General features: G+C 53.5%; 21 protein-coding genes. 14 read left to right on the top strand and 7 right to left on the bottom strand.

Annotation, left to right across the window (positions count from 1 at the left end; translation table 11 throughout):
- Window positions 1-52: 52 nt before the first annotated feature.
- Both ACI48K_RS11515 and nagZ read left to right on the top strand, forming a co-directional pair.
- The gene (locus ACI48K_RS11515) at window positions 53-631 is read left to right on the top strand and encodes an LOG family protein (protein WP_475027745.1); all 579 of its coding nucleotides are present in this window, start codon (window positions 53-55) and stop codon (window positions 629-631) included.
- Window positions 632-682: 51 nt separating this feature from the next.
- A complete protein-coding gene (gene nagZ / locus ACI48K_RS11510; RefSeq protein ID WP_475027744.1) occupies window positions 683-1969 on the top strand; it encodes a beta-N-acetylhexosaminidase in 1287 nt (428 codons plus the stop codon).
- A 5-nt stretch (window positions 1970-1974) separates the two neighbouring features.
- Here the strand turns inward: nagZ and ACI48K_RS11505 are convergent, their stop codons facing one another.
- Window positions 1975-2298, bottom strand: a complete 324-nt coding sequence (locus ACI48K_RS11505; RefSeq protein WP_475027743.1) for an MGMT family protein — start codon at window positions 2296-2298, stop codon at window positions 1975-1977.
- Between the two features lie 106 nt (window positions 2299-2404).
- Here ACI48K_RS11505 and ACI48K_RS11500 point away from each other — a divergent pair, with 106 nt between their 5' ends.
- The 4 genes from ACI48K_RS11500 to ACI48K_RS11485 all read left to right on the top strand — a co-directional run bounded on the left by ACI48K_RS11500 (window position 2405) and on the right by ACI48K_RS11485 (window position 4859).
- On the top strand, window positions 2405-2959 hold the full coding sequence (locus ACI48K_RS11500; RefSeq protein WP_475027742.1) for a GNAT family N-acetyltransferase: 555 nt from the start codon (window positions 2405-2407) through the stop codon (window positions 2957-2959).
- A gap of 79 nt (window positions 2960-3038) precedes the next feature.
- The gene (locus ACI48K_RS11495; protein ID WP_475027741.1) at window positions 3039-3782 is read left to right on the top strand and encodes a DUF1361 domain-containing protein; all 744 of its coding nucleotides are present in this window, start codon (window positions 3039-3041) and stop codon (window positions 3780-3782) included.
- Window positions 3783-3784: 2 nt separating this feature from the next.
- A complete protein-coding gene (locus ACI48K_RS11490; protein WP_475027740.1) occupies window positions 3785-4276 on the top strand; it encodes a VanZ family protein in 492 nt (163 codons plus the stop codon).
- Between the two features lie 22 nt (window positions 4277-4298).
- Window positions 4299-4859 (top strand): GNAT family N-acetyltransferase, encoded by a 561-nt coding sequence (locus ACI48K_RS11485; protein ID WP_475027739.1) that lies wholly within the window; start codon window positions 4299-4301, stop codon window positions 4857-4859.
- A gap of 135 nt (window positions 4860-4994) precedes the next feature.
- Here the strand turns inward: ACI48K_RS11485 and ACI48K_RS11480 are convergent, their stop codons facing one another.
- On the bottom strand, window positions 4995-5804 hold the full coding sequence (locus tag ACI48K_RS11480; protein ID WP_475027738.1) for a histidinol-phosphatase: 810 nt from the start codon (window positions 5802-5804) through the stop codon (window positions 4995-4997).
- Between the two features lie 48 nt (window positions 5805-5852).
- The gene (locus tag ACI48K_RS11475; protein ID WP_475027737.1) at window positions 5853-6755 is read right to left on the bottom strand and encodes a LysR family transcriptional regulator; all 903 of its coding nucleotides are present in this window, start codon (window positions 6753-6755) and stop codon (window positions 5853-5855) included.
- 293 nt (window positions 6756-7048) lie between these two features.
- Between ACI48K_RS11475 and ACI48K_RS11470 the strand changes: the two genes are divergently transcribed.
- The 5 genes from ACI48K_RS11470 (at window position 7049) to ACI48K_RS11450 (ending at window position 11872) form a co-directional block, all read left to right on the top strand.
- Entirely contained in the window at window positions 7049-7504 is a 456-nt protein-coding gene (locus ACI48K_RS11470; RefSeq protein ID WP_475027736.1) for a chemotaxis protein CheX, read from the top strand.
- 31 nt (window positions 7505-7535) lie between these two features.
- Window positions 7536-8312: an SDR family NAD(P)-dependent oxidoreductase gene (locus ACI48K_RS11465; RefSeq protein ID WP_475027735.1), complete on the top strand. Its 777-nt coding sequence runs from the start codon at window positions 7536-7538 to the stop codon at window positions 8310-8312.
- 117 nt (window positions 8313-8429) lie between these two features.
- Window positions 8430-9872 (top strand): DEAD/DEAH box helicase, encoded by a 1443-nt coding sequence (locus tag ACI48K_RS11460; RefSeq protein WP_475027734.1) that lies wholly within the window; start codon window positions 8430-8432, stop codon window positions 9870-9872.
- A 35-nt stretch (window positions 9873-9907) separates the two neighbouring features.
- Window positions 9908-10654, top strand: coding sequence for an ABC transporter ATP-binding protein (locus tag ACI48K_RS11455; RefSeq protein ID WP_475027733.1), 747 nt, complete (start codon window positions 9908-9910; stop codon window positions 10652-10654).
- Window positions 10655-10657: 3 nt separating this feature from the next.
- Window positions 10658-11872: an ABC transporter permease gene (locus tag ACI48K_RS11450; protein WP_475027732.1), complete on the top strand. Its 1215-nt coding sequence runs from the start codon at window positions 10658-10660 to the stop codon at window positions 11870-11872.
- Between the two features lie 61 nt (window positions 11873-11933).
- Here ACI48K_RS11450 and ACI48K_RS11445 read toward each other — a convergent pair whose 3' ends face one another.
- The 3 genes from ACI48K_RS11445 to ACI48K_RS11435 form a co-directional block, all read right to left on the bottom strand.
- Window positions 11934-12059 (bottom strand): YjcZ family sporulation protein, encoded by a 126-nt coding sequence (locus tag ACI48K_RS11445; protein WP_475027731.1) that lies wholly within the window; start codon window positions 12057-12059, stop codon window positions 11934-11936.
- A 105-nt stretch (window positions 12060-12164) separates the two neighbouring features.
- Window positions 12165-13463, bottom strand: coding sequence for an aminotransferase class I/II-fold pyridoxal phosphate-dependent enzyme (locus ACI48K_RS11440; protein WP_475027730.1), 1299 nt, complete (start codon window positions 13461-13463; stop codon window positions 12165-12167).
- Between the two features lie 110 nt (window positions 13464-13573).
- Window positions 13574-14194 carry a pyridoxamine 5'-phosphate oxidase family protein gene (locus ACI48K_RS11435; RefSeq protein ID WP_475027729.1) on the bottom strand — a complete coding sequence of 207 codons (621 nt, stop codon included), beginning with the start codon at window positions 14192-14194 and terminating at the stop codon, window positions 13574-13576.
- A gap of 604 nt (window positions 14195-14798) precedes the next feature.
- On the opposite strand from ACI48K_RS11435, the gene pdxR reads away from it, so the two are divergent.
- The 3 genes from pdxR (at window position 14799) to ACI48K_RS11420 (ending at window position 18250) form a co-directional block, all read left to right on the top strand.
- Window positions 14799-16340 (top strand): MocR-like pyridoxine biosynthesis transcription factor PdxR, encoded by a 1542-nt coding sequence (gene pdxR / locus ACI48K_RS11430; RefSeq protein ID WP_475027728.1) that lies wholly within the window; start codon window positions 14799-14801, stop codon window positions 16338-16340.
- Window positions 16341-16380: 40 nt separating this feature from the next.
- Window positions 16381-17166, top strand: coding sequence for an AraC family transcriptional regulator (locus ACI48K_RS11425; protein WP_475027727.1), 786 nt, complete (start codon window positions 16381-16383; stop codon window positions 17164-17166).
- 214 nt (window positions 17167-17380) lie between these two features.
- Window positions 17381-18250 carry a DUF4097 family beta strand repeat-containing protein gene (locus ACI48K_RS11420; protein WP_475027726.1) on the top strand — a complete coding sequence of 290 codons (870 nt, stop codon included), beginning with the start codon at window positions 17381-17383 and terminating at the stop codon, window positions 18248-18250.
- 4 nt (window positions 18251-18254) lie between these two features.
- Here ACI48K_RS11420 and asd read toward each other — a convergent pair whose 3' ends face one another.
- Complete coding sequence (asd, locus tag ACI48K_RS11415; protein ID WP_475027725.1) at window positions 18255-19040, bottom strand: archaetidylserine decarboxylase; 786 nt, start codon at window positions 19038-19040, stop codon at window positions 18255-18257.
- Between the last annotated feature and the right edge of the window lie 136 nt (window positions 19041-19176).

Raw genomic sequence — 19176 nt, 5'->3', positions numbered from 1 at the left:
ACAGGTTCACCGGTCCTTGATTTCATTTGGCGCTGCAGAGAGGAGAAAGAGGATGGAATCGATTTGCGTATTTGCGGGCTCCCGATTTGGAAATGATGAACAATATCGGATCAAAGCCAAGGAGCTGGGGAGCGTTCTGGCCCAAAACGGCTATCGTCTGATTTACGGAGGTTCCAGATTCGGATTAATGGGCGTAATGGCTGATGCGGCGCTTGAAGCGGGCGGGGAAGTCATTGGCGTGATGCCTTATGGTTTGATCGACGGCGAGAAAGCTCACCCTGGGTTGACGCAGTTTATCGAGGCGGAGGATATGCATGCCCGCAAATCGAAAATGGGGGAGCTGGCCGACGGTTTTATCGCCCTTCCCGGCGGCTTTGGTACCTTGGAGGAGCTGTTTGAGGCGCTGTGCTGGTCGCAAATCGGGATCCACCAAAAACCGGTCGGCGTTTTGAACGTAAACGGATATTACGAGCCCCTGATCGGACTCGTGCAATCCTGCATCGAAGCGGGATTCGTTGATGCGGATCATCTGGCACTGCTCAACATGTCCGCGGATCCTCTGGAATTGATCCGGCAGATGGAAAGCTACGTCCCTCAAAATGAGGGGAAAAAGTGGAAACAGAAGGCTTGACGCAAACCTTGCGTAAATCGATTCAGACAACCTTGCTCAGGAGGCGACTTCATGAAACGCAGAATTATTTTGTGCACGGTGATGCTTGGAATTGCCTTATTTGCCGCGGGCGGCTGTTCCTCCAAAGGGACTTCGCCAAATGGAGAAACTTCCCCGCCGCCGGATCAGGAAGCGGCACAGCCGCCTTCCTCGCCTGAAGCGGGACAGCCGGCTCCGCCCCCCGAACAACCGCCGGCCGACCCCATCGCAGATCAGCTGGACAAGCTAAGCACCGCGGAGAAGATCGGCCAGCTCGTGCTGGTGGGCCTTGAGGGAACCGTTCCCGACGAAACGGCACGGGAGCTGATCGAAAAGGACCATGTGGGCGGATTTATTTTTTATCAGGACAACATCACCGATGCCAAGCAGGCGTTAGCCCTGTATAACGGGTTGAAGTCCATCAATCAAAGTCAGCCCGTCCCGCTGTTTTTGAGCGTGGATGAGGAAGGCGGGCGGGTTACCAGAATGCCGAAGGAATTCGCCAAAATTCCTAGAGCCCGCCAGATCGGAGATAGCAAAAGCGAAGAGCTTGCCGGTCAAATCGGCGGAATTATCGGCAAGGAACTATCGGGTTTTGGGCTGAATATGGATTTCGCGCCTGTACTGGACGTCAACAGCAATCCGAACAATCCGGTTATCGGAGACCGGGCTTTCGGGACGAAGCCGGACATTGTTACCAGCATGGGACTAACCGTGATGGAAGGAATCCGGGACCGTGGGGTTATCCCGGTGGTTAAGCATTTTCCGGGTCATGGCGACACGTCGGTGGATTCTCATCTGGGCCTGCCGGTCGTTCAGCATGATTTGGACCGTCTCCGCAAGCTGGAGCTGGTACCCTTTTCGAAGGCGATTAAAGACGACGCCGATGTCGTGATGATCGCGCATCTGCTCCTGCCGAAACTTGATCCCGATCATCCGGCTTCATTCTCCAAGGCGGTGATTCAGGACCTGCTGCGGGATGAGATGGGCTTTCAAGGGGTGGTCATCTCCGACGATATGACGATGGGTGCAATTACGGAACATTACAAGATGGGCGATGCCGCCGTCGAGTTTTTGCTGGCCGGGGGCAATATCGTGCTGATCGGTCATGAATACGATAAAGAGAAGGCGGTCATACAAGCGATTGCGGGCGCGGTAGAAGACGGAAGAATTTCATCCGAGGTGCTTGACGACCGGGTGTATACCGTGCTGAAGCTTAAGGCGAAATACGGGCTGACCGACGATCCGGCGCCAGGGCCGGATGTAGAAGCCATTAACCGGGAAATCGGCGAAGCACTCACCAAGCATGGCCTGAAATAATTGGTTCAGTCCGCTTCAGGATGCTCCGGCCGGTGTTGGAATTTGGTCAGATCGATCGACCGGTACATGGAGATCTCGACGCCTTCCGCTTCAAGATACATTTTTTGAATTTGCACCGCTTCATCTTCCTGAAGGGCGATTTCACCTTTGGAATTTACGACACGATGCCACGGGAGCCGATGTTTGTCGCTCATGCTGTGCAATATCCGAACGACTTGTCTGGCTGCGCGCGGACTTCCGGCTTCCGCGGCAATCTGTCCGTACGTCATGACTTTTCCTTCGGGAATGGATGAAATGATTTGAATCACTTGGGCGGTAAACGGCTGCATGGCTTTTGCGCTCCTTAGGATTGAATTTGAATCCGGTTACATTGAGGCGGTTCATCCGCCTTTTTCACTTGGACTTATTTTATGTTTTAAGGAATGGAGGCTGCATATGAAATCTATTTTATACTCCGATCGGCTGATTTTGAAAGAGCTTGGCGTAAAGGAAGGGAAGGATGTGCTGCTTTTCCTGGAGCGAAATCGGGAGTTTTTGGAGAAATGGGAGCCCAAACGGGATGAAGAGTATTACACGGCGGGATTTCAGCAGCGCCTGCTGCAGGAGGAGACCTTGGAAATCCAGGATGGACGGATGCATAAATGGTGGATCTTTGAGGCTGCGAATCCCGAACGGGCTATCGGCTCCGTTTCGCTCAGCAATATCGTTCACGGCGTCTTCCAATCCTGTCATATGGGGTACCGCATTGATGGGCAGGAACGGAACAAGGGGTTCATGAGCGAGGCGGTGCAGCGCGTTGTGAAGTATGCCTTCGGCGAACTCCGGCTCCACCGGATCGAAGCCAACATCATGCCGCGGAATGCCGCTTCTTTGAAGGTCGCCCAGAAGTGCGGCTTCTATCATGAGGGACTGGCATTGAAATATCTGAAAATCAACGGTGTTTGGGAGGACCACATCCATATGGTTCTGCGAAACGAAGCGATGGAATAAGGACAAGGGCGACATTGTAACAATTTGCTCGCCTTAATCGTATACAAGCCGAGAAACGGTGAATGGGAGGATGCTGCCATTGCAGAGCAGGACACTCAATGAGCTGGGTTACCCGGCCAAAATCTATATATACATCGCTTTATTGTCGGGTACGGTCATCGGGGTGAAATATGCGGTGGACATCCGGCCTCCGGGCGGGGGAAATCCGCCGTATTTGTTCCTCGTCTGGAATTTGTTTTTGGCTTGGATTCCAGCCGGACTTGCCATCGTTATGGATTTGATCAGCTTGCTGAAATCCCGGGTGCCAAGGTTTATACTAATCATATCGGTTGGGGCGTTATGGCTGTTCTTTTTTCCGAATGCTGCCTACTTAGTTACCGACTTGCTCCATCCATTCGCCGCCTATCCGGTTCAAGGACAATTCTGGCTGCAGATTCCGTTTTGGAACCATCTGTTCACCCTGTTGTTCGCGGCGCTCCTTGGCCTGGCGGTGAGCTTCGTCTCGCTAGCCTCCGTGCACCGGCTGGTGCAGCGCCATTCCGGGGAGCTAATCGGGTGGTTATTTGCAGTGGCTATGCTGCTCTTAAGCAGCTTCGGCATCTATCTCGGGCGATTTATGCGGTGGAACAGCTGGGATTTGCTCAAAAATCCGCGGCATGTGCTCCATGAAACGACGGCTTATTTTCAGGAAGCGGGTCATTTGGAGCAAGCGATGGCATTTTGCAAGTGGATATTTTTGATTACCTGCTTCTGTTATGTCGTACCGTATCTGTTCGGCATGATGAGGGAATCCATGGCGGCACTAAAAAAGGAGAAGGCGTAGGCATGCTATTCAAGCCTTATTTTACGAATCGAAAATGGAACCTCCTGATCATGGGCTTCTGTCTCGTTTATGCGCTCGTGATGGCAAAGCTGCTTATTTTTCGCGGAGCCGTATACGGCGACGCCTACAGCTATAATGTGGTTCCCTTTCGTACTTTACACACGTATCTGTATCATCGGGACTACCTTCCTTTTGATATTTGGTTTAAAAATTTGTTCGGAAATATTGTGCTATTTATTCCAATCGGCGTGTTTTTTCCGCTGCTGCATAAGGCGTTTACCAAATTTGTCCGCCTCATATCCGGAACGCTGATTCTGCTGCTTGCCGTAGAGATCGTACAGATGCTGACTCATGTTGGCAGCTTTGATATTGACGATATATTGCTCAACACCCTTGGAGCCGTTATCGGTTTTGGGGCGTTTCGTATTTTTGCGTTTTTCTCCAGACCTGTCCTGGGTAGCGGAATCAGGCAGGATCTTCCAAAGTCGAGATAAGGGAGTGAAAGGAGGAGGGGACATGCCTGCGACAAAACAGGATCTGCAGGGCTGTTTTCCCGTGCTGGAGAGCGAGCGATTGATTCTGCGCCGTCTGGAAGCCGCGGATGCGGATGACTTGTTCCTCTGCGCCACCCATCCGTCCGTTCTTCGGCGCATGTCGTTTCGCCAAGGAACCTTGCTTTTTCGGGATCGCCTGTTCCGTTACTTTGATGAATCCTATCAAAGTATGCGCGATCTTCACTTTGCGGTTGAAGAAAAGCGGGGGCAGCGATTTATCGGGCTTTGTTCTTTGCAGTACTGGATGCCCGGCGCCGGAAAAGCGCGGCTTGGCTATATGCTGGATCCTGCATTTTGGAATCGCGGGTACGCGACCGAAGCGGCGGGACTCTTGCTTGAATTTGGGTTTGGCACGCTGGGGCTTACCGAAATCGAAGCCCGCTGCAGCGGCGACAATCCGGCTTCGGAGCGTGTGCTGCAAAAAAGCGGGATGAGTTATTGCGGACGGATGGTCGCCGATGACAAAGAGGACGGGGAATTCGAAGCACTGGAAATCTATAAGCTGACGAAAAGCTCCCGCTGAAAGCGAGATTTGTTACACAAATGAAATATAGCTGTGATCAAACTCTAATAGGGAGAGGGTACACTTAATACATGACCCCCTTTTGAATATATTTTTCCTTGGAATCCGGCGGACGCTACCCGGGTTCCCTTTTTTTTAAAGCGGAACCCGGTGTTTTTGTTTGTTTTTGAAATAAACCCACTCGCGAAAACCAATCTCCTTAAGGCGTTTGGACACTTCTTCCCATTCGTCGGCAACGCGCGTTGGCGTATGCGCATCCGATCCGAAGGTCACCTCTACGCCAAAATGCAGCGCACGCTCCAGAATCTCGTCGGAAGGGTACCATCCTCCGCTTTTTTTCGTTTTGCCGGAAGTATTGATTTCGATGACGAGCCCTTCTCCGGCGATCGTTTCCAGCGTCTCGTCAATGGCATATGCGGCCGGAATATCCGAAAAAGCCGGATAGTTGCCTTTCATCGCGTCGATATGTCCGAGAATTTGGAACATGCCGCTGCGGGCGGAGTCCCGGATCAAGGAATAATAAGCTTCCTTGACCCTAATTTTTTCCTCGCGGCTCAAGCCCTTCCAACGATTTTTGTTAAAGATGCTTACATCTCCAACGTTGTGCACGGATCCGATTACGTAGTCAAACGGATATTGATCCAGAACCTTTCGGTACGTTTCGGCATGCTCCGGAAAATAATCGGATTCGATTCCGAGGAGAACATCGATTTTGCCTTCGTACTCCCGCTTCAGTTCAAGCACTTCGGCAACATAATTTCCGAATTCTTTCTTGCCCATGTAAATGTGGGGAAAAGGCTGATCCTCCTCGCTTCCGAAATGCGGGGTATGGTCGCTGATGCCGATAACCGAGAGGCCGGCGGCGATGCCGGCCTCAATATAGTCGCGGATATTCCCATCGGCGTGACCGCAGCGGAAATGATGGGTATGAAGGTCAAATTTCATGAAGATGCGCTCCTTTCTTCGTTTTATTTTGAACGCGGACGGCCCCGGCTACTCGGAACTGGTAAAATTCGTCTCCGGCATGCCCTTGAGGTCGCCGAGGAACTGCTGCATGGCCGAATTGATGTAACGGCTGGATTTGTAGATAACGCCTACGGGGTGAGTGACCTCGAGTTCCGGAATAGGGACGATTTTCAGGGTGCCCTGCTTCAGTTCCCGCAAAATCGCCTGTCTGGAAATAATGGCCGCGCCGAGATTGATTTCAACCATCCGTTTGACTTCTTCGCTGCTGGACAATTCCATGACGATGTGGGGCTCGATTTCATGTTCTTTGAAAATATCGTCGATGAACCGCCGGCCTACCGTATCGGGAGACAGCATGATCAGCGGCACCTCGCGCAGCAAATCCAGCGTCGGTTCGGTGCTGCCCGCCAAGGGGTGCAGCGGGGACACGACCAGTTCGAAGGTATCGTAATACAGAACCGAGGAAAGCACTTGAGGGTTATTTTCGATTAAGTAGCCAATGCCGATATCGACTAACCCTTGTTCTACGTTTTGATAAATCAAACAGGACGGCATCGATTGGATCGTTGTTTTGATCAGCGGGAATTGATCCTGAAAGTAGGATAAAATTCGCGGCAATATCTGAATCGCGATCGATGTGGTTGTCCCCAGCACGATATGGCCCTGCGGCGTATGCTCCATATCGGACAACTTCTGTTTCAGCTCCTCGACGATGTCGAGCATTCGCTCCGCATGCTCCAAAAACACTTGCCCGCGGTCCGTCAGCGTTACCGGCTGGTTCCGGTCTACGAGCACGGTCCGAAACTCGTCCTCCAAGCTTTTGATCTGGGCGGATACGGCGGGCTGCGTCAAATTCAGCAGCTCTCCGGCTTTGCGAAAACTTTTTGTTTTGGAGATCGTGATTAAAGTTTCCAGTTGACTGATATTCACCTGATTCCCTCCTTTACATCCGTTTTTTTCACGATGGACGTCAGCAAAAAACGTCTTCCTTATGATTTTATTAATTATAGGGGATTTTCTGTCTTTAAATCAATGACACGGCTTGATAAGCATTATGGGAATATTCTGCGTAATTCGATGATTTTCTATCTTTTTTCTTGTATCAGGGAACAAAGTTCGATTTTTAATGACTTATTAGTAGGAATAAAGTATAATTGGATTAACCAAGATATGGGTCTATTGTATCGATCAGTGATTCTCCTAGTGAAGTGGGGCGCATAATTTTGAAAGCAGAAGTAATAAATCCCTTTCTTGAATCTGCACGTTCAGTCATTGAACAGGTCGTTCAAGTCTCTCCTTCCACCGGGAGCATGGGCGTTAAAGAAGTGATCCCCGTACAGGATCATATTTGGATTCAGATTGGCATGACAGGTCATTTTAGCGGAATGGTTGTTTTCGGACTTCAAGAGACGGTTGCACTGCGAATCGTATCTGCCATGATGGGTGGATTTGTCTTGACGGAAATGGATGAAATGGGACAAAGCGCAATTTCCGAGCTGGGAAATATGATCAGCGGGAACGCCAGCACGATTTTATCCAATCAGGGATTTGCCGTAGACATTACCCCTCCGCAAGTGATCAAGACGGAACAAGCGGACTCGGCGCCGCGCAAAGCACTTTGCATTCCGCTGTTGATGGACGGTATCGGTGAACTGGATATTCAAGTGATGATCTCTTAGAATTAAGGAAAAGCTCGAAGGGATGAAAGACATGTCGCTGAATAACCAGATCGTTGTTGTTACCGGCGCTTCAAGCGGAATCGGTGCCTTGGCGGCGCAAATGTTGTCCGAGCGCGGAGCTACGGTTGTGCTTGCCGCGCGTTCGATGGATAAGCTGGAGACGATTGGCTCAAAGTTGAAAGGCCCGTATCGGTTGATGGAGTTGGACGTAAGCGACGATGCCTCGGTAGAGGCGGGATTCGCGCAAATTTTGATGGAGTTCGGACGGGTGGATTGTCTGCTGAACAATGCCGGATATGGCCGGTTCGAATACTGCGACGAAATGCCGGTGCATGAATTCGCAGAGATGATGAATGTAAATTACATGGGTGTGGTGAGGTGTACCAAAGCCATACTTCCCTATATGAAGCAAGCGCGTTCGGGACGAATCGTCAACGTGGCCTCCATTGCGGGCAAGATCGGGACTTCCAAGTCTACCGCATATACGGCCACAAAACATGCGGTTCTGGGTTTCGGCAGCGCGCTGCGCCAGGAAGTTCGCGAATACGGGATCACGGTTTCCACCATTAATCCGGGGCCGATTGATACCCCGTTTTTTAATTTGGCCGATCCAAGCGGGAGTTACGTTAAGAATGTAAAGTGGTTTATGATGAAACCCGAGCGTGTGGCCAAAGCGATGGTATCGGCGGTCGAAAAGGGGACTACGGAAATCAATCTTCCTTGGGTCGCCGGGGTTGGAGCCAAATTTTATCAGCTGTTTCCCCGCCTGGCGGATCGCCTAAGTTACAGGATGCTGAATAAGAAATAGACAGCCTGCCATGTCGGCAGGTTTTTTTATTGATTTGTTGTCATTGCCCGTTTTTCGATATAATGAAATTATTGGCATCAGAAGCATGTACTACGAATGATAAAGGATGAATTATAGATGACGAAAACGACATTTGCGGGCCTGGGGATTGGGGAGCCGCTGAGCGCGCGATTGGCGGATTACGGGATTACGGAGCCGTCTCCCGTTCAGGCCGAAAGTATTCCTGCGGCGCTTGAAGGCCGGGATATTCTGGCTCAGTCCCAGACGGGAACCGGGAAGACGCTGGCTTACCTGCTCCCGCTGCTGCAAAATATCCGGCCCGAGGAAAAAAACCTGCAAGGGCTGATTTTGGCTCCGACCCAGGAACTGGCAATGCAGATCCATCGCGAGGCGGAAAAATACGGAGCCCCGCTCGGTATCCTGGCACAGCCTCTGATCGGCGGAGCGGCGATCAAAAGGCAGCTTGAGCGTTTGAAGCTGCATCCCCATATCGTGGTAGGGACGCCGGGCCGGATCAAGGAAATCCTCGCGCTTCGCAAGCTGAAGCTGCACGCGGTTCGGACCGTTGTGGTCGACGAGGTGGATCAGATGTTCCAGCTTGGCGGCACCGCCGATGTGGAGTTGATTTTGCGGGGGACCCAGCGCGACCGGCAGTTGATGTTCCTGTCGGCAACGGTCAACTCCGAGATTCGTGCTTTAGCGGCCAGGGAAATGAAAAACCCGGTAGAAGTGGGAATCGAGCCCGAACAGCGGACTTCGAAAAGCCTGGAGCATCTGTATTTTGTCTGCGATGAGCGGGACAAGATCGATTTGCTGCGCCGGATCATCCGCCACTTCGACCCGCCAAGAGCCATCGTGTTCATCAACAATACGGATGATATCGCGGAAGTCGAGGCGAAGCTGAACCATGTGAGCCTTAGCGCCGGCGCCCTTTACGGCGATGCGGACAAGACCGCTCGCAGCGTAACGCTTGGCCGTTTCCGGGACGGAAAGTACCGGGTGCTGGTGGCAAGCGAAGTTGCGGCGCGGGGCCTTGACATCGAAGAGCTGACGCTGGTCGTCAACCTCGATCCTCCGATCGACTCCGAGCACTACGTTCACCGGGCCGGACGCACCGGGCGGATGGGCAAGCATGGGCTTGCCGTATCGATCATCACGACGCGCGAAGAGTTTATCATGCGCAAATTTTCCCGGGAGCTTGGCATCGCCATTGAGCCGCGGGCTTTGTACGGCGGCAAAGTCGTTGCGCCCGGCGAGGAGCAAGACGGAAGCCGCGGTGGACAAAGTGTAAAAGGACGAAGCATAAAAGGACAAAGCGGCATGGCTTCCCGTACCGGGCCAAGTTATGGCGCAAAAGAACGGAAAACGGAGAGCGGCCGCAAGGAGGCATCTTTTGCCTCGGAGAAAACGGCAAAACCGGCGGCCCACAGTGCCGGAAATGGAAAAGCGTCGGGAACCCGCAGCTCGCTTCCGTCCGCTGCGCGCAAAAAAGACCGTTCGCTGGACCGCAAAAACAAAGGCGCGCCTAAATGGCTGAAAAATAAGCAATCCCAGGAATGATGGGTGTGTGTCAAAAAGTTTGGGGGGAGTATGAATTGAGCCAAATGCCCGTATTGCAAGTCGAAGAGCTTAGCGGGGGGTACAGTCTTGGCCGCCCGGTGCTGCACAATATCAGCTTTGAGGTCAAACCGGGAGAAATGGTGGGCCTTATCGGACTGAACGGAGCGGGGAAAAGCACGACCATGAAGCATATTTTGGGGTTAATGTCGCCCCATAAAGGCGGTATTCTCGTACAGGGCATCACCCGGGAGGAAAAGCCGGAGATTTATCAATCTTCGCTGGCGTTCGTGCCGGAATCTCCGCTGCTTTACGAGGAATTGACGGTCAGGGAGCATCTGGAGTTTGCCGCCCGTGCTTATGGGGTGGAGCCGGAAGCTTACCGTGAGCGTGCCGGCCGGCTGCTAAAGCTGTTCAACATGGAGGAGAAGGCAGATAGTTTATCCATTCATCTCTCCAAGGGGATGAAGCAGAAGGTAATGATTATGAGCGCCTTCGTGGCCCGGCCGGCGCTTTATATCATCGATGAACCGTTCCTCGGCCTTGATCCGCTCGGTATTCGTTCGCTGCTGGATTTTATGCTGGAGATGAAAGAAGGCGGCTCTTCGATATTGCTCAGCTCACATATTTTATCCACGATCGAAAATTATTGCGACCGGTTTATCGTTTTGCATCGGGGTGCCGTGATCGCCCAAGGATCCTTAGCGGAGATCGGGGAGCAAGCCCAAACGCCGGGAGCTACGCTCGAAAATATGTTCTATGCTCTAGTGAAGGACGGAGAGTAGCTTATGGAACTGCGAACGCTGCGCAGCCGGCGTAAAACGGCGTTCTGGAGCAAGGTGCTCCCGTACCTGCCTTACGTATTCCAGAGCGGCGTCGCCGTGCTTCTGCTTCTGCTGATTATCGCTTTTTCCGCCTGGTATACGGCGTTTCTTCAGAATTTGCCCGCGAATTTGCCGATCCGCTGGATTATGCTGCTTCTGCTCGGGCCGTTGACGATTTACTCGGGATTCCGCACCTATTTGGTTCCGGCCGACGTCATTTTTCTTCTTCCGCAAGAGACGCGAATGAAGGATTACCTGTCGCCCGCTTTTCGCAGCGGAATCATCTATAAGTTGCTGGGTTTGTATGTCCTGCTCCTGCTTGTTTGGCCGCTGTATCTTCGCAGCGGCGTCCAGACGCAGCCGTTTTGGCTAATGCTTGTCGCCCTGCTGCTCTTAAAGGGCTTAAGCGCTTACGGAGCCTGGCAAGAGCAGCGGATCACGACGTCCCGTGCCAAAGCGGGGTACCGACTGCTTCGCTGGTGCTTCATCCTGCTGATGCTTGCCGCCTGGCTGTGGCAGCCTGCCTGGAAAAGCGCCGTCTTCATGCTGCTGATCAGCGTCAATTATGTGCTGGCGCTGCGTTTTCCAATGAAGCACCGTGTTCCTTGGGATAACCTCATCGATACGGAAAAAGCGGGAGCGGCGCGCGTTATGCTCCTGCTTGGCTGGTTCGTCGACGTGCCGTCGGACGGGCAAAAGGTCAGCCGCCGCCGCTGGTTGTCCAAAGTTGGGGATCGGGTTCCGTGGGAGCCGTCTGCCGCTTATCGGTACCTTTTGATCAAAACCCTGATCCGCAGCGAACTGCTCGGCATCCTTATGCGGCTTACACTGCTTGGTATGCTGCTGGTCGGGTGGAATGACAAGTCCTGGTTAGGGGCTCTTATCTATCTGTTGTTTGTTTTCCTGACGGGAACCCAGTTAGCTTCACTTCGCCATGCGCATAGTGATTCTCCCGCAGCTTCCTATTATCCTTTGCCGGCCGGAGCCCGTAAGGATGCGGCCATCCGCCTGAGTTCACGGCTGCTGCTTGCGTTGGTCCTCCTGATTTGGCTGCCGATGGCGGTCATACCGGGCGGAGACGCCGCAATCACTTTCGGAAGCTTGGCCGCCGGAATCGTGCTGGCGGTTGGGATGCGGGCCGGATGGAAGCGCAAATGGCTGGAAGAGTTTGAGGACTAATACAAAAAAGGATCGTTCCCCGTGAGGAGGAACGATCCTTTTTGATCTACCGAATGATGAATTAGTACAGCCCAAAGGGACGGGTAATGATGACCAACAGAATGTAGAGAACAAGGATTACGCCAATGCTGGTAAACAGACCACCGCCATACCCATAGCCGCCTCTTACATCTTCTACTCCGCTCATGTGCATTCCCCTTTCCGAGGTTCTAAATGTGCTTACACCCGTATTGTATGAGGGGAAATGCCCCAGTGCTTGGGCCAATGTACAGATTCCGGGCAAAAACAGCGGTTATTTCGCCTGCAAATCCTGAACGCCTTGATAGACCAAATCGAACAGATCCTCAAGATACTCTTCGGCGATGCACGAAAAAGCGACCCGCAGGTCGGTGTCGCCCAGCGCAATTGTTCCGACGCCATATTGATGGATCAAATGAAGCCGCAGTTCCTCCGCGTTCACCGATTTGAGCTTGAGGCACATAAAGTATCCGGAGTTAAACGGATAGTATTCCCATACGTCGCCGTATTTGCCGCTGTCCAGTACGGCTTTGGCCTTGTTGGCCCGGCCTTTCATCACGGCGAACTTCTCCTCTTTTTGAGCGGCAAAGTCCGGGGATTTGAGTGCTTGCAACACAAACGTTTGAGAAGGATGCGGGCCGCTCGAAATGGTTGCGCGGATGATGCCCATGGTCTTTTGCTCCAAAGCGGCCAATACTTCTTTGCTCTCGGAAGCAAAAGTGATGAACCCGACGCGGAAGCCCCAAACGTATTCTTCCTTGGTGGCTCCGTCGACCTTCACCGGCAAAATGCGCGGATGAAGTCCGGCCAATTTGCCGAACAGCGATTCTTTGAGCGATTCCTCGAAAAACAGCCCGAAATATGCGTCGTCGGTAACGACAACCACATTGATGCCGGCTTCAGCCGCTTCCAAAATTGCGGCTACGATTTCGTCGCCTTCCTTGGCACCCGGCGTATAACCGGTAGGGTTATTCGGGAAATTCAGCACGACGATCGCTTTGCCTTTATCCTTTTGCGCCAAGAGAGCTTCGCGGAGCCCGGCGCTGTTGAATTTCATGTCTTCCGTAAACAGCGGATAGTTGACGATTTCGGCATGACGGCGGATTCCGAAGGTCAGCTCGTAGTTCTCCCAGTTTTTATCCGGGTAGATGACCGCGTCGCCTTCTTCGGCGAACAGGTCGGCGACAATGCTGAGACCGTGGGTCAGGGCGTTTGTCACAATCGGATTGCCGAAGCTTTTCCCTTCAAGCGCGGGATTTTCCTTAACCATCTTGTCACGCCATACGTTCCGGAGTTCCGGTTTGCCGGCCGGTGGAGCGTAAGGATACAAGTCCTGCGGCTTAAAAGCCGAAAGCGATTCCTGAATGGCTGCCAGGTGCATCGGCCCGCCGTTTTCGGTAGCGATCCCGATGGTGGCGTTATATTTTTTGGCGTGGGCCGAAGCTTCGGCCGATTGGCTCAGAATTCCTTCCTTGGGGAAATAAATTTCCTTGCCCAAAGTAGACAGCATTTCGTACACATGGATATTGCCGGCTTTGATATTCTCGTTGAACTGCTCCGCGAGTGGGTTCATCTCTCTTCATCCTTCCGATCGGTTTGATATTGGTGTTCTACCGTTTTTGACTGCCTAACATTATATCATTTCGATCTTTGGGAGTCACGGTCAAATGACGCAACATTGTGTCATTTTTCACGATGTGCGGGGCAGTATTTTTTCATGAGCTCGGCAGTTTCCGGATCCAGGTCCAGCTTTCGTTCTTCGAGTCCCTGCATCACTCCGGAAAACTTGGCTACGTTCAGGTTTTGGCCGAATTTGAATTTGGCGCTCATGCTTTCGGGAACGATGCGGCAAACCGCTACTGCTTTGAGCGGGCCGGCGTAGGCCGGATCCGACGGATCGATGGGAGAGTAGCCTCCCTCCGGCTGAAGCTTTTGCATAAATAAAGAAAGGGCCGCCGCCTTGTCTTCCGGCTTGTCCACGACCTCTACATGTCCGCGAACCATGACGCTTTTAAAGAAAGCCGAAGCCGGACAAGCCATGAGCGGATCGGTGAAATAGGACGGAATGATCGCATACTCCTTGGCGACAGTGAAGCTGACCCTGGGCTCCCGGGCAATCTGCTTCATTTTCTCACCGGCTAGACTGCCGTGAAAATAGAAGTCGCTTCCGTCGTAAACGAAATTAAGCGGAGTTACCCGGCTCCATCCCTCCTCGTCCGTAGTGCCGAGAAATCCGAAACTCATTTCATGCAAAAATGCATCAATCTCCGCTTGTTCTTCCACCGTGAACTCTTTTCTTCTCATTTCGAGGACCTCCATCTCTGTTTAAATACCAGCTTAAGCCGAAAATTGACAATAAAAAAGAACCAATTTAGATTTAATTTATTGGTCCAATTTGTCGGTTCTGCTTAGGCGGAGTACCCGGGTAGTGCACTCAAGTGTACGTCAGGTAGTGCGTCAGGTAGACGTCAGGGTAGTGCCCGGTTAACTCTAACGGACTGAGATGACGCTATTTTGGGTAAAAAGCGCATGTTTCAATTCTAACGGATCGAGGAGTCGTTATTGGTGCGAAAATGCAGCGAAACTTCGCGTTTAGCACCCATTAGGGTCAACTGAGTCCGTTAGAGTGGGAAATAACGCGGGAAATGAAAAATAGCGTCGCTCAGATCCGTTAGGCCGGTCGGGTGTTCATAGTTCCCAAGATCCCAAGATCCCAAGATCCCAAGATCCCAAGTTCCCAAGTTCCCAAGTTCCCAAGTTCCCAAGTTCCCAAGTTCCCAAGTTCCCAAGTTCCTTATTCTAGTCTGCAAAGGTTCTGAGTTTCGTTGGCGCTGTCGCCTTAGGCAGGTGGTTCTGTGGCCTAAGAGGGAGGTAGCTTTGATTATCAAATCGTCCGGGAGGTACAACGATGCTGGATTTTACGATACCTTGGGAGGCGCATTGCGAAAAGCACCGCTACAAATATTTGGCTTTGTACCACGCGCTTCGGGAGGCCATTCACGACGGCGTGCTGCCGGAAGGAACGCGCCTTCCTTCGAGCCGTGAATTGGCGGAGCTGTACGGCTTGTCCCGCGGAAGCGTCTCCCAGGCCTATGAGATGCTGCATGCCGAGGGGTACGTCCGCTCCGTGGGCGGAAGCGGCACGTATGTGTCCGGCGCGATCCCCGTCTCGCCGGACCTGGCGGCGCCCGGGGACACGCTGCGCTTGTCGCCCTGGGGCCAGCGCGTGATGGCGGCCGAGGAGCGGGCCGCCACCACGGCGACCGGCGCAGCCGCGGGCACCGCGCCGGCAGCCCCCGGCATCGCGCCAACAGTCGCGATGCCGGGAACGGAGGCGGGCGAAGCACCGCCAATCTCCTACCGCGATGGCGGCCCGTCCACCGGGCGGTTCCCCGCCGCCGAATGGAAAAGCGCGATCGCCTGGGCCGTCCGCGACGGCGGGGGCGTTGAAGCATCGGCGCCAGCGGAGCCGGATCCGGCGGGCGATCTGGAGCTGCGCGGCGCAATCGCCGCTTACCTGCGGCGGAGCCGGGGCATTGCGGCAGATGCGGAGCAAATCTGCCTGTTCAACGGCTCGATGCAGGCGATTCTGCTGCTGACCCAGCTCCTGCTGGGGGAAGGCGAGCCGGCCGTGCTGGAAGATCCCTGTTATCAAGGGATCACCCGGGCGGTCGCCGCCTGCGGAGGCATTGCCGTCCCGGCGCAGCTGGACGGCGACGGGATCTTGCCGCGCGACTGGGACGCGCGGCTCCTGTTCGTGACGCCGGGCAGGCAGTTCCCGACCGGCGCCGTGATGTCCCCGGCGCGGCGGCGCGAACTGCTGGCGTGGGCGGCCCGCCGGGACGGCGTCATCGTCGAGGACGATTACGACAGCGAATTCCGCTGGGGCGGCCGTCCGCATGAACCGCTCAAAGCGCTGGACCGCGAGGACCGTGTCGTTTATGTCGGCTCCTTCTCCAAGACGATGTTCGCCTCCCTGCGGATCGGCTACGCGGTGCTGCCCCGCCGCCTGGTCGAACCGGCCGTTCGCGCCAAGGCGCTGTACGAGCCGGTTTCTCCGGCGCGGCTGGAGCAGCGGGCGCTCGCCCGTTTTATGCGCACGGGCGGCTACGAGCGCCATCTGCGCCGGATGCGGCGCGAGTATGGCGCGAAGCAAACAGCGCTCCGCGGCGCCTTGGAGCGGGAACTGGCCGGCTTGTTCCGGCTGCGGCCGGCGGACGCCGGACTGCTGGTTTATGCCGACTGGCTGCGCTCGCCGCAGGAATTTCGCACTTTTCAGCAGGCGTCGCAGCAACGAGGCGTAACGTTTCGCGACGCCGCTATCTATCGGCTGAAGCCGGGACCGCCCGCCGCATGCTTTTGCTTCGCCCATCTGGACGAAAAAAGGCTCTTGGAGGGCGTAAACCGCATGAAATCGGCGTGGGAACATATTCAAGTGGCCGCGGATTGATAGTATAATAGAGGGGATACTATTTTCGGGAGGGAAGGACATGCTTCACGTTTCACCGTCTTCATTTATTTTGAAGCCGTCGTTTGCCAAAATCGTATGCGAGCCGGCTTGGAAATGGCATAAGCGAGAGAAGCCGCTGGAGAACTACGATTTGTTCTATGTGTGGAGCGGTGAAGGCACGGTTGTCCTGAACGACCAAGCGATTCCGGTCAGCAAAGGCAGCTGTTTTCTCTTTCGCAGCGGCGATCACACGAGCGCGACGCATAATCCGCAGCGCCCGCTGGTACTTACCTACATCCATTTCGATGTCGATGAACCGGTTACGGAGGTGCCAAGCTCTTACCGCGAGTTGGAGGATACGCTGGATTTCGAATACATGCTATCCCGGTATGTCCGCCTGTTTCTGGTCAAGGCCTATGCGGCCGAAGAGGAAGCGCGGCTGATATTAAAGCAACTGCTGATTCAACTGCTCCGCGAGGAACGCGAGGTTCCGATCGAGAAAAAAGTCAGCAACCAGCTAACCGAAGTCATTCGCGAAGTCGCAAACTACGTGCTTCAGCATCCGGGTCTTCCCCACAAGGTTCAAGATTTGGCCGCCCGCGCCGGGTTGTCCCCGCGCTATTTTTCAATCAAGTTTAAGGAAATTGAAGGGATGTCCGTCCAATCGTACATCATTAAGTCGCGAATCGACCGGGCGCAGCATCTGCTGCTGCATGCCGGAATGAATGTGACGGAAGTTGCCGATGCGCTGGGTTATCGGGATATTTTCTTTTTCAGCCGACAGTTTAAACAATACACAGGGAAAAGCCCTTCGGAAATACGTTAGCGGGTTAACCGATATAAAACTTGCAGCAGCGATCGTGAAGATCGCTGCTTTTTTGTGTAAACCCGACCAAAGTCCAGCGCCGCACCGGACTCCAGCCAATAGCATGGAAGGAACGTTTGGAAATAAAATGAAAGACGAGGGATAGCCCGAACACATCAGTGAAAAATCCATTCTTATATAGTAAACGGAGGAATAAAAAGTGGGAGCAAAACGGATGAAAATTTTTCTGGCCGGGGCGGCGGCTGCCTTGCTGGTACTGCTTGCCGGCTGTGACGGATGGAACAATCAACTGGGGGACAATGTGAACAAAATGGCGGAAGGAGTGAAGCAGTCGGTGAAAAACACGGCTGAAGACTGGAAGGACGATGTATCTCAAAACGGAATTTCACGTGAGCTTAGTGTAGTTGCGCCGGCAGGTACGGCAAAAGAGCTTTATATGGACAACGCGGTGGGTTATATCGATGTGAAGCCTGGAGCGGGTGACGAGATTCGTGTACAGGCGAAGCTGTGGTCGACAAATCTGCCGCTGCGCAAAGAAAAACTGGAGAAAGTATTTGACAATAGTGAGGTTTTGGTAACAGTCAAAGGAGATCGGGCAATCGTTGCGGCGCATCCGAAGGATCACCCGGATCAGGATTTGTGGAAATGGGCCAAAGCGAAATACGGTTTCACGGAATTTAGCGTGAATTATGTCATCGAGGTTCCGGAAAGTGTAAATGCGTTTGATCTTACGAACGATGTGGGAGATATCACCTTAAGCGATTTAAAAGGAACCTACCGGCTTCGGGGGGATGTGGGGACGATCCATCTCAAAGGAGCAAGCATCATGGGTAAATCCTCGGTCACATCCGGGACCGGAAGCATAGATCTTGTCATTGAGGATATGAGCGAGGAAAGCAGCGTTAAGGTCAAAGCCGATATCGGCAGCATTCAGGTCGCGCTGTCTCCGTCGCTTGCCTGTACGCTGGAAACCGCCACGGAATTGGGCGGGGTTAGCGGAGCGGCGAAAGGGAAGAGCGAGATAAACGGCGGCGGACCGCTGATTTCGCTCACTTCTTCCATCGGCTCGATTAGCGTGCGTTAGCCGTTCAAGGAATGAAATGCCCCAGCAGCTCCCCCATGCGCACTTTGTGCCCGATCTGCAGCTCCGGCAGCGGCTTGAAGGTGCGGTTTTCCAAGAGCAGCACAACGGTGGAGCCGAATTCGAAATAGGCGAGATCGTCGCCTTGCTCCCAGACTTTGGCCTGTTCGTCCGTGTATTTAATGCTGCTGACGTTCATGGCTCCCACTTTGACGAGGGCAAGCTCGCCATGGCGATGCGAGATATATGTAATTAACCGCTCGTTTCGGCTCAACACGGATTTCATGTGCTTCATGGCGAAATCATTGACGGGATATACCTTTCCTCTGATATGTTCGCTCTCCAGCTTCTTGCCGGAGACCGGCGCATGAATCCGGTGATAATCAGTGGGACTCAAGTACAGCACAAAGGCGTACCCGTGAGTATAGGATACCGTTCGGGGCGAGCGAGCCAACAAATCGTCGACCGAATAGTCTTGGCCTTTCACATTTAGCATCGTGCCGGACCGGATGTCGCCCATAAATGTAATCTGCGCGTCAACCGGACTGATCAGTCCATTTGGTTCATTGGTCACGGGGCGCATGCCTGCTTTCAGTTTGCGGGAGAAAAACTCGTTCAGCGTCCGGTATTCCCGGATTTCTTTTTCCGCTTCATGGTGCGGAATGCCATAAGCTTTTGCAAAAAAAGGAATGATCGGCCGGCTAACGGCCGAATGCGAAAATCGTCCCGTCAGCCGGGCGATCCATTTCCGGGAGGACAGCTCCGTCATATATTTCATCCAATTGGCCGCCATTATTGTATCCTCCTGCCCCGGCCGGCTGTACCTGACCGTTTCCGATAATATTGACATAGAACAAGCGCGAAATCAATATGGGAGGCGCTTACAAAATTTGTGCTTGATGCATGGAAAGACTTGGTGTATGTTATTT

This window comes from Paenibacillus terrisolis, assembly GCF_056171975.1.
The sequence above is the reverse complement of the archived record's forward strand: the minus strand, read 5'-3'. Positions and strand labels throughout refer to the sequence as shown.

Excerpts from the sequence above, each read along its gene's own strand:
- ACI48K_RS11515 (WP_475027745.1), top strand. The coding sequence starts at position 53 with ATGGAATCGATTTGCGTATTTGCGGGCTCCCGATTTGGAAATGATGAA.
- nagZ (WP_475027744.1), top strand. The coding sequence starts at position 683 with ATGAAACGCAGAATTATTTTGTGCACGGTGATGCTTGGAATTGCCTTA.
- ACI48K_RS11505 (WP_475027743.1), bottom strand. The coding sequence starts at position 2,298 with ATGCAGCCGTTTACCGCCCAAGTGATTCAAATCATTTCATCCATTCCC.
- ACI48K_RS11500 (WP_475027742.1), top strand. The coding sequence starts at position 2,405 with ATGAAATCTATTTTATACTCCGATCGGCTGATTTTGAAAGAGCTTGGC.
- ACI48K_RS11490 (WP_475027740.1), top strand. The coding sequence starts at position 3,785 with ATGCTATTCAAGCCTTATTTTACGAATCGAAAATGGAACCTCCTGATC.
- ACI48K_RS11485 (WP_475027739.1), top strand. The coding sequence starts at position 4,299 with ATGCCTGCGACAAAACAGGATCTGCAGGGCTGTTTTCCCGTGCTGGAG.
- ACI48K_RS11480 (WP_475027738.1), bottom strand. The coding sequence starts at position 5,804 with ATGAAATTTGACCTTCATACCCATCATTTCCGCTGCGGTCACGCCGAT.
- ACI48K_RS11465 (WP_475027735.1), top strand. The coding sequence starts at position 7,536 with ATGTCGCTGAATAACCAGATCGTTGTTGTTACCGGCGCTTCAAGCGGA.
- ACI48K_RS11460 (WP_475027734.1), top strand. The coding sequence starts at position 8,430 with ATGACGAAAACGACATTTGCGGGCCTGGGGATTGGGGAGCCGCTGAGC.
- ACI48K_RS11450 (WP_475027732.1), top strand. The coding sequence starts at position 10,658 with ATGGAACTGCGAACGCTGCGCAGCCGGCGTAAAACGGCGTTCTGGAGC.
- ACI48K_RS11445 (WP_475027731.1), bottom strand. The coding sequence starts at position 12,059 with ATGAGCGGAGTAGAAGATGTAAGAGGCGGCTATGGGTATGGCGGTGGT.
- ACI48K_RS11440 (WP_475027730.1), bottom strand. The coding sequence starts at position 13,463 with ATGAACCCACTCGCGGAGCAGTTCAACGAGAATATCAAAGCCGGCAAT.
- ACI48K_RS11435 (WP_475027729.1), bottom strand. The coding sequence starts at position 14,194 with ATGAGAAGAAAAGAGTTCACGGTGGAAGAACAAGCGGAGATTGATGCA.
- pdxR (WP_475027728.1), top strand. The coding sequence starts at position 14,799 with ATGCTGGATTTTACGATACCTTGGGAGGCGCATTGCGAAAAGCACCGC.
- ACI48K_RS11425 (WP_475027727.1), top strand. The coding sequence starts at position 16,381 with ATGCTTCACGTTTCACCGTCTTCATTTATTTTGAAGCCGTCGTTTGCC.
- ACI48K_RS11420 (WP_475027726.1), top strand. The coding sequence starts at position 17,381 with ATGAAAATTTTTCTGGCCGGGGCGGCGGCTGCCTTGCTGGTACTGCTT.
- asd (WP_475027725.1), bottom strand. The coding sequence starts at position 19,040 with ATGGCGGCCAATTGGATGAAATATATGACGGAGCTGTCCTCCCGGAAA.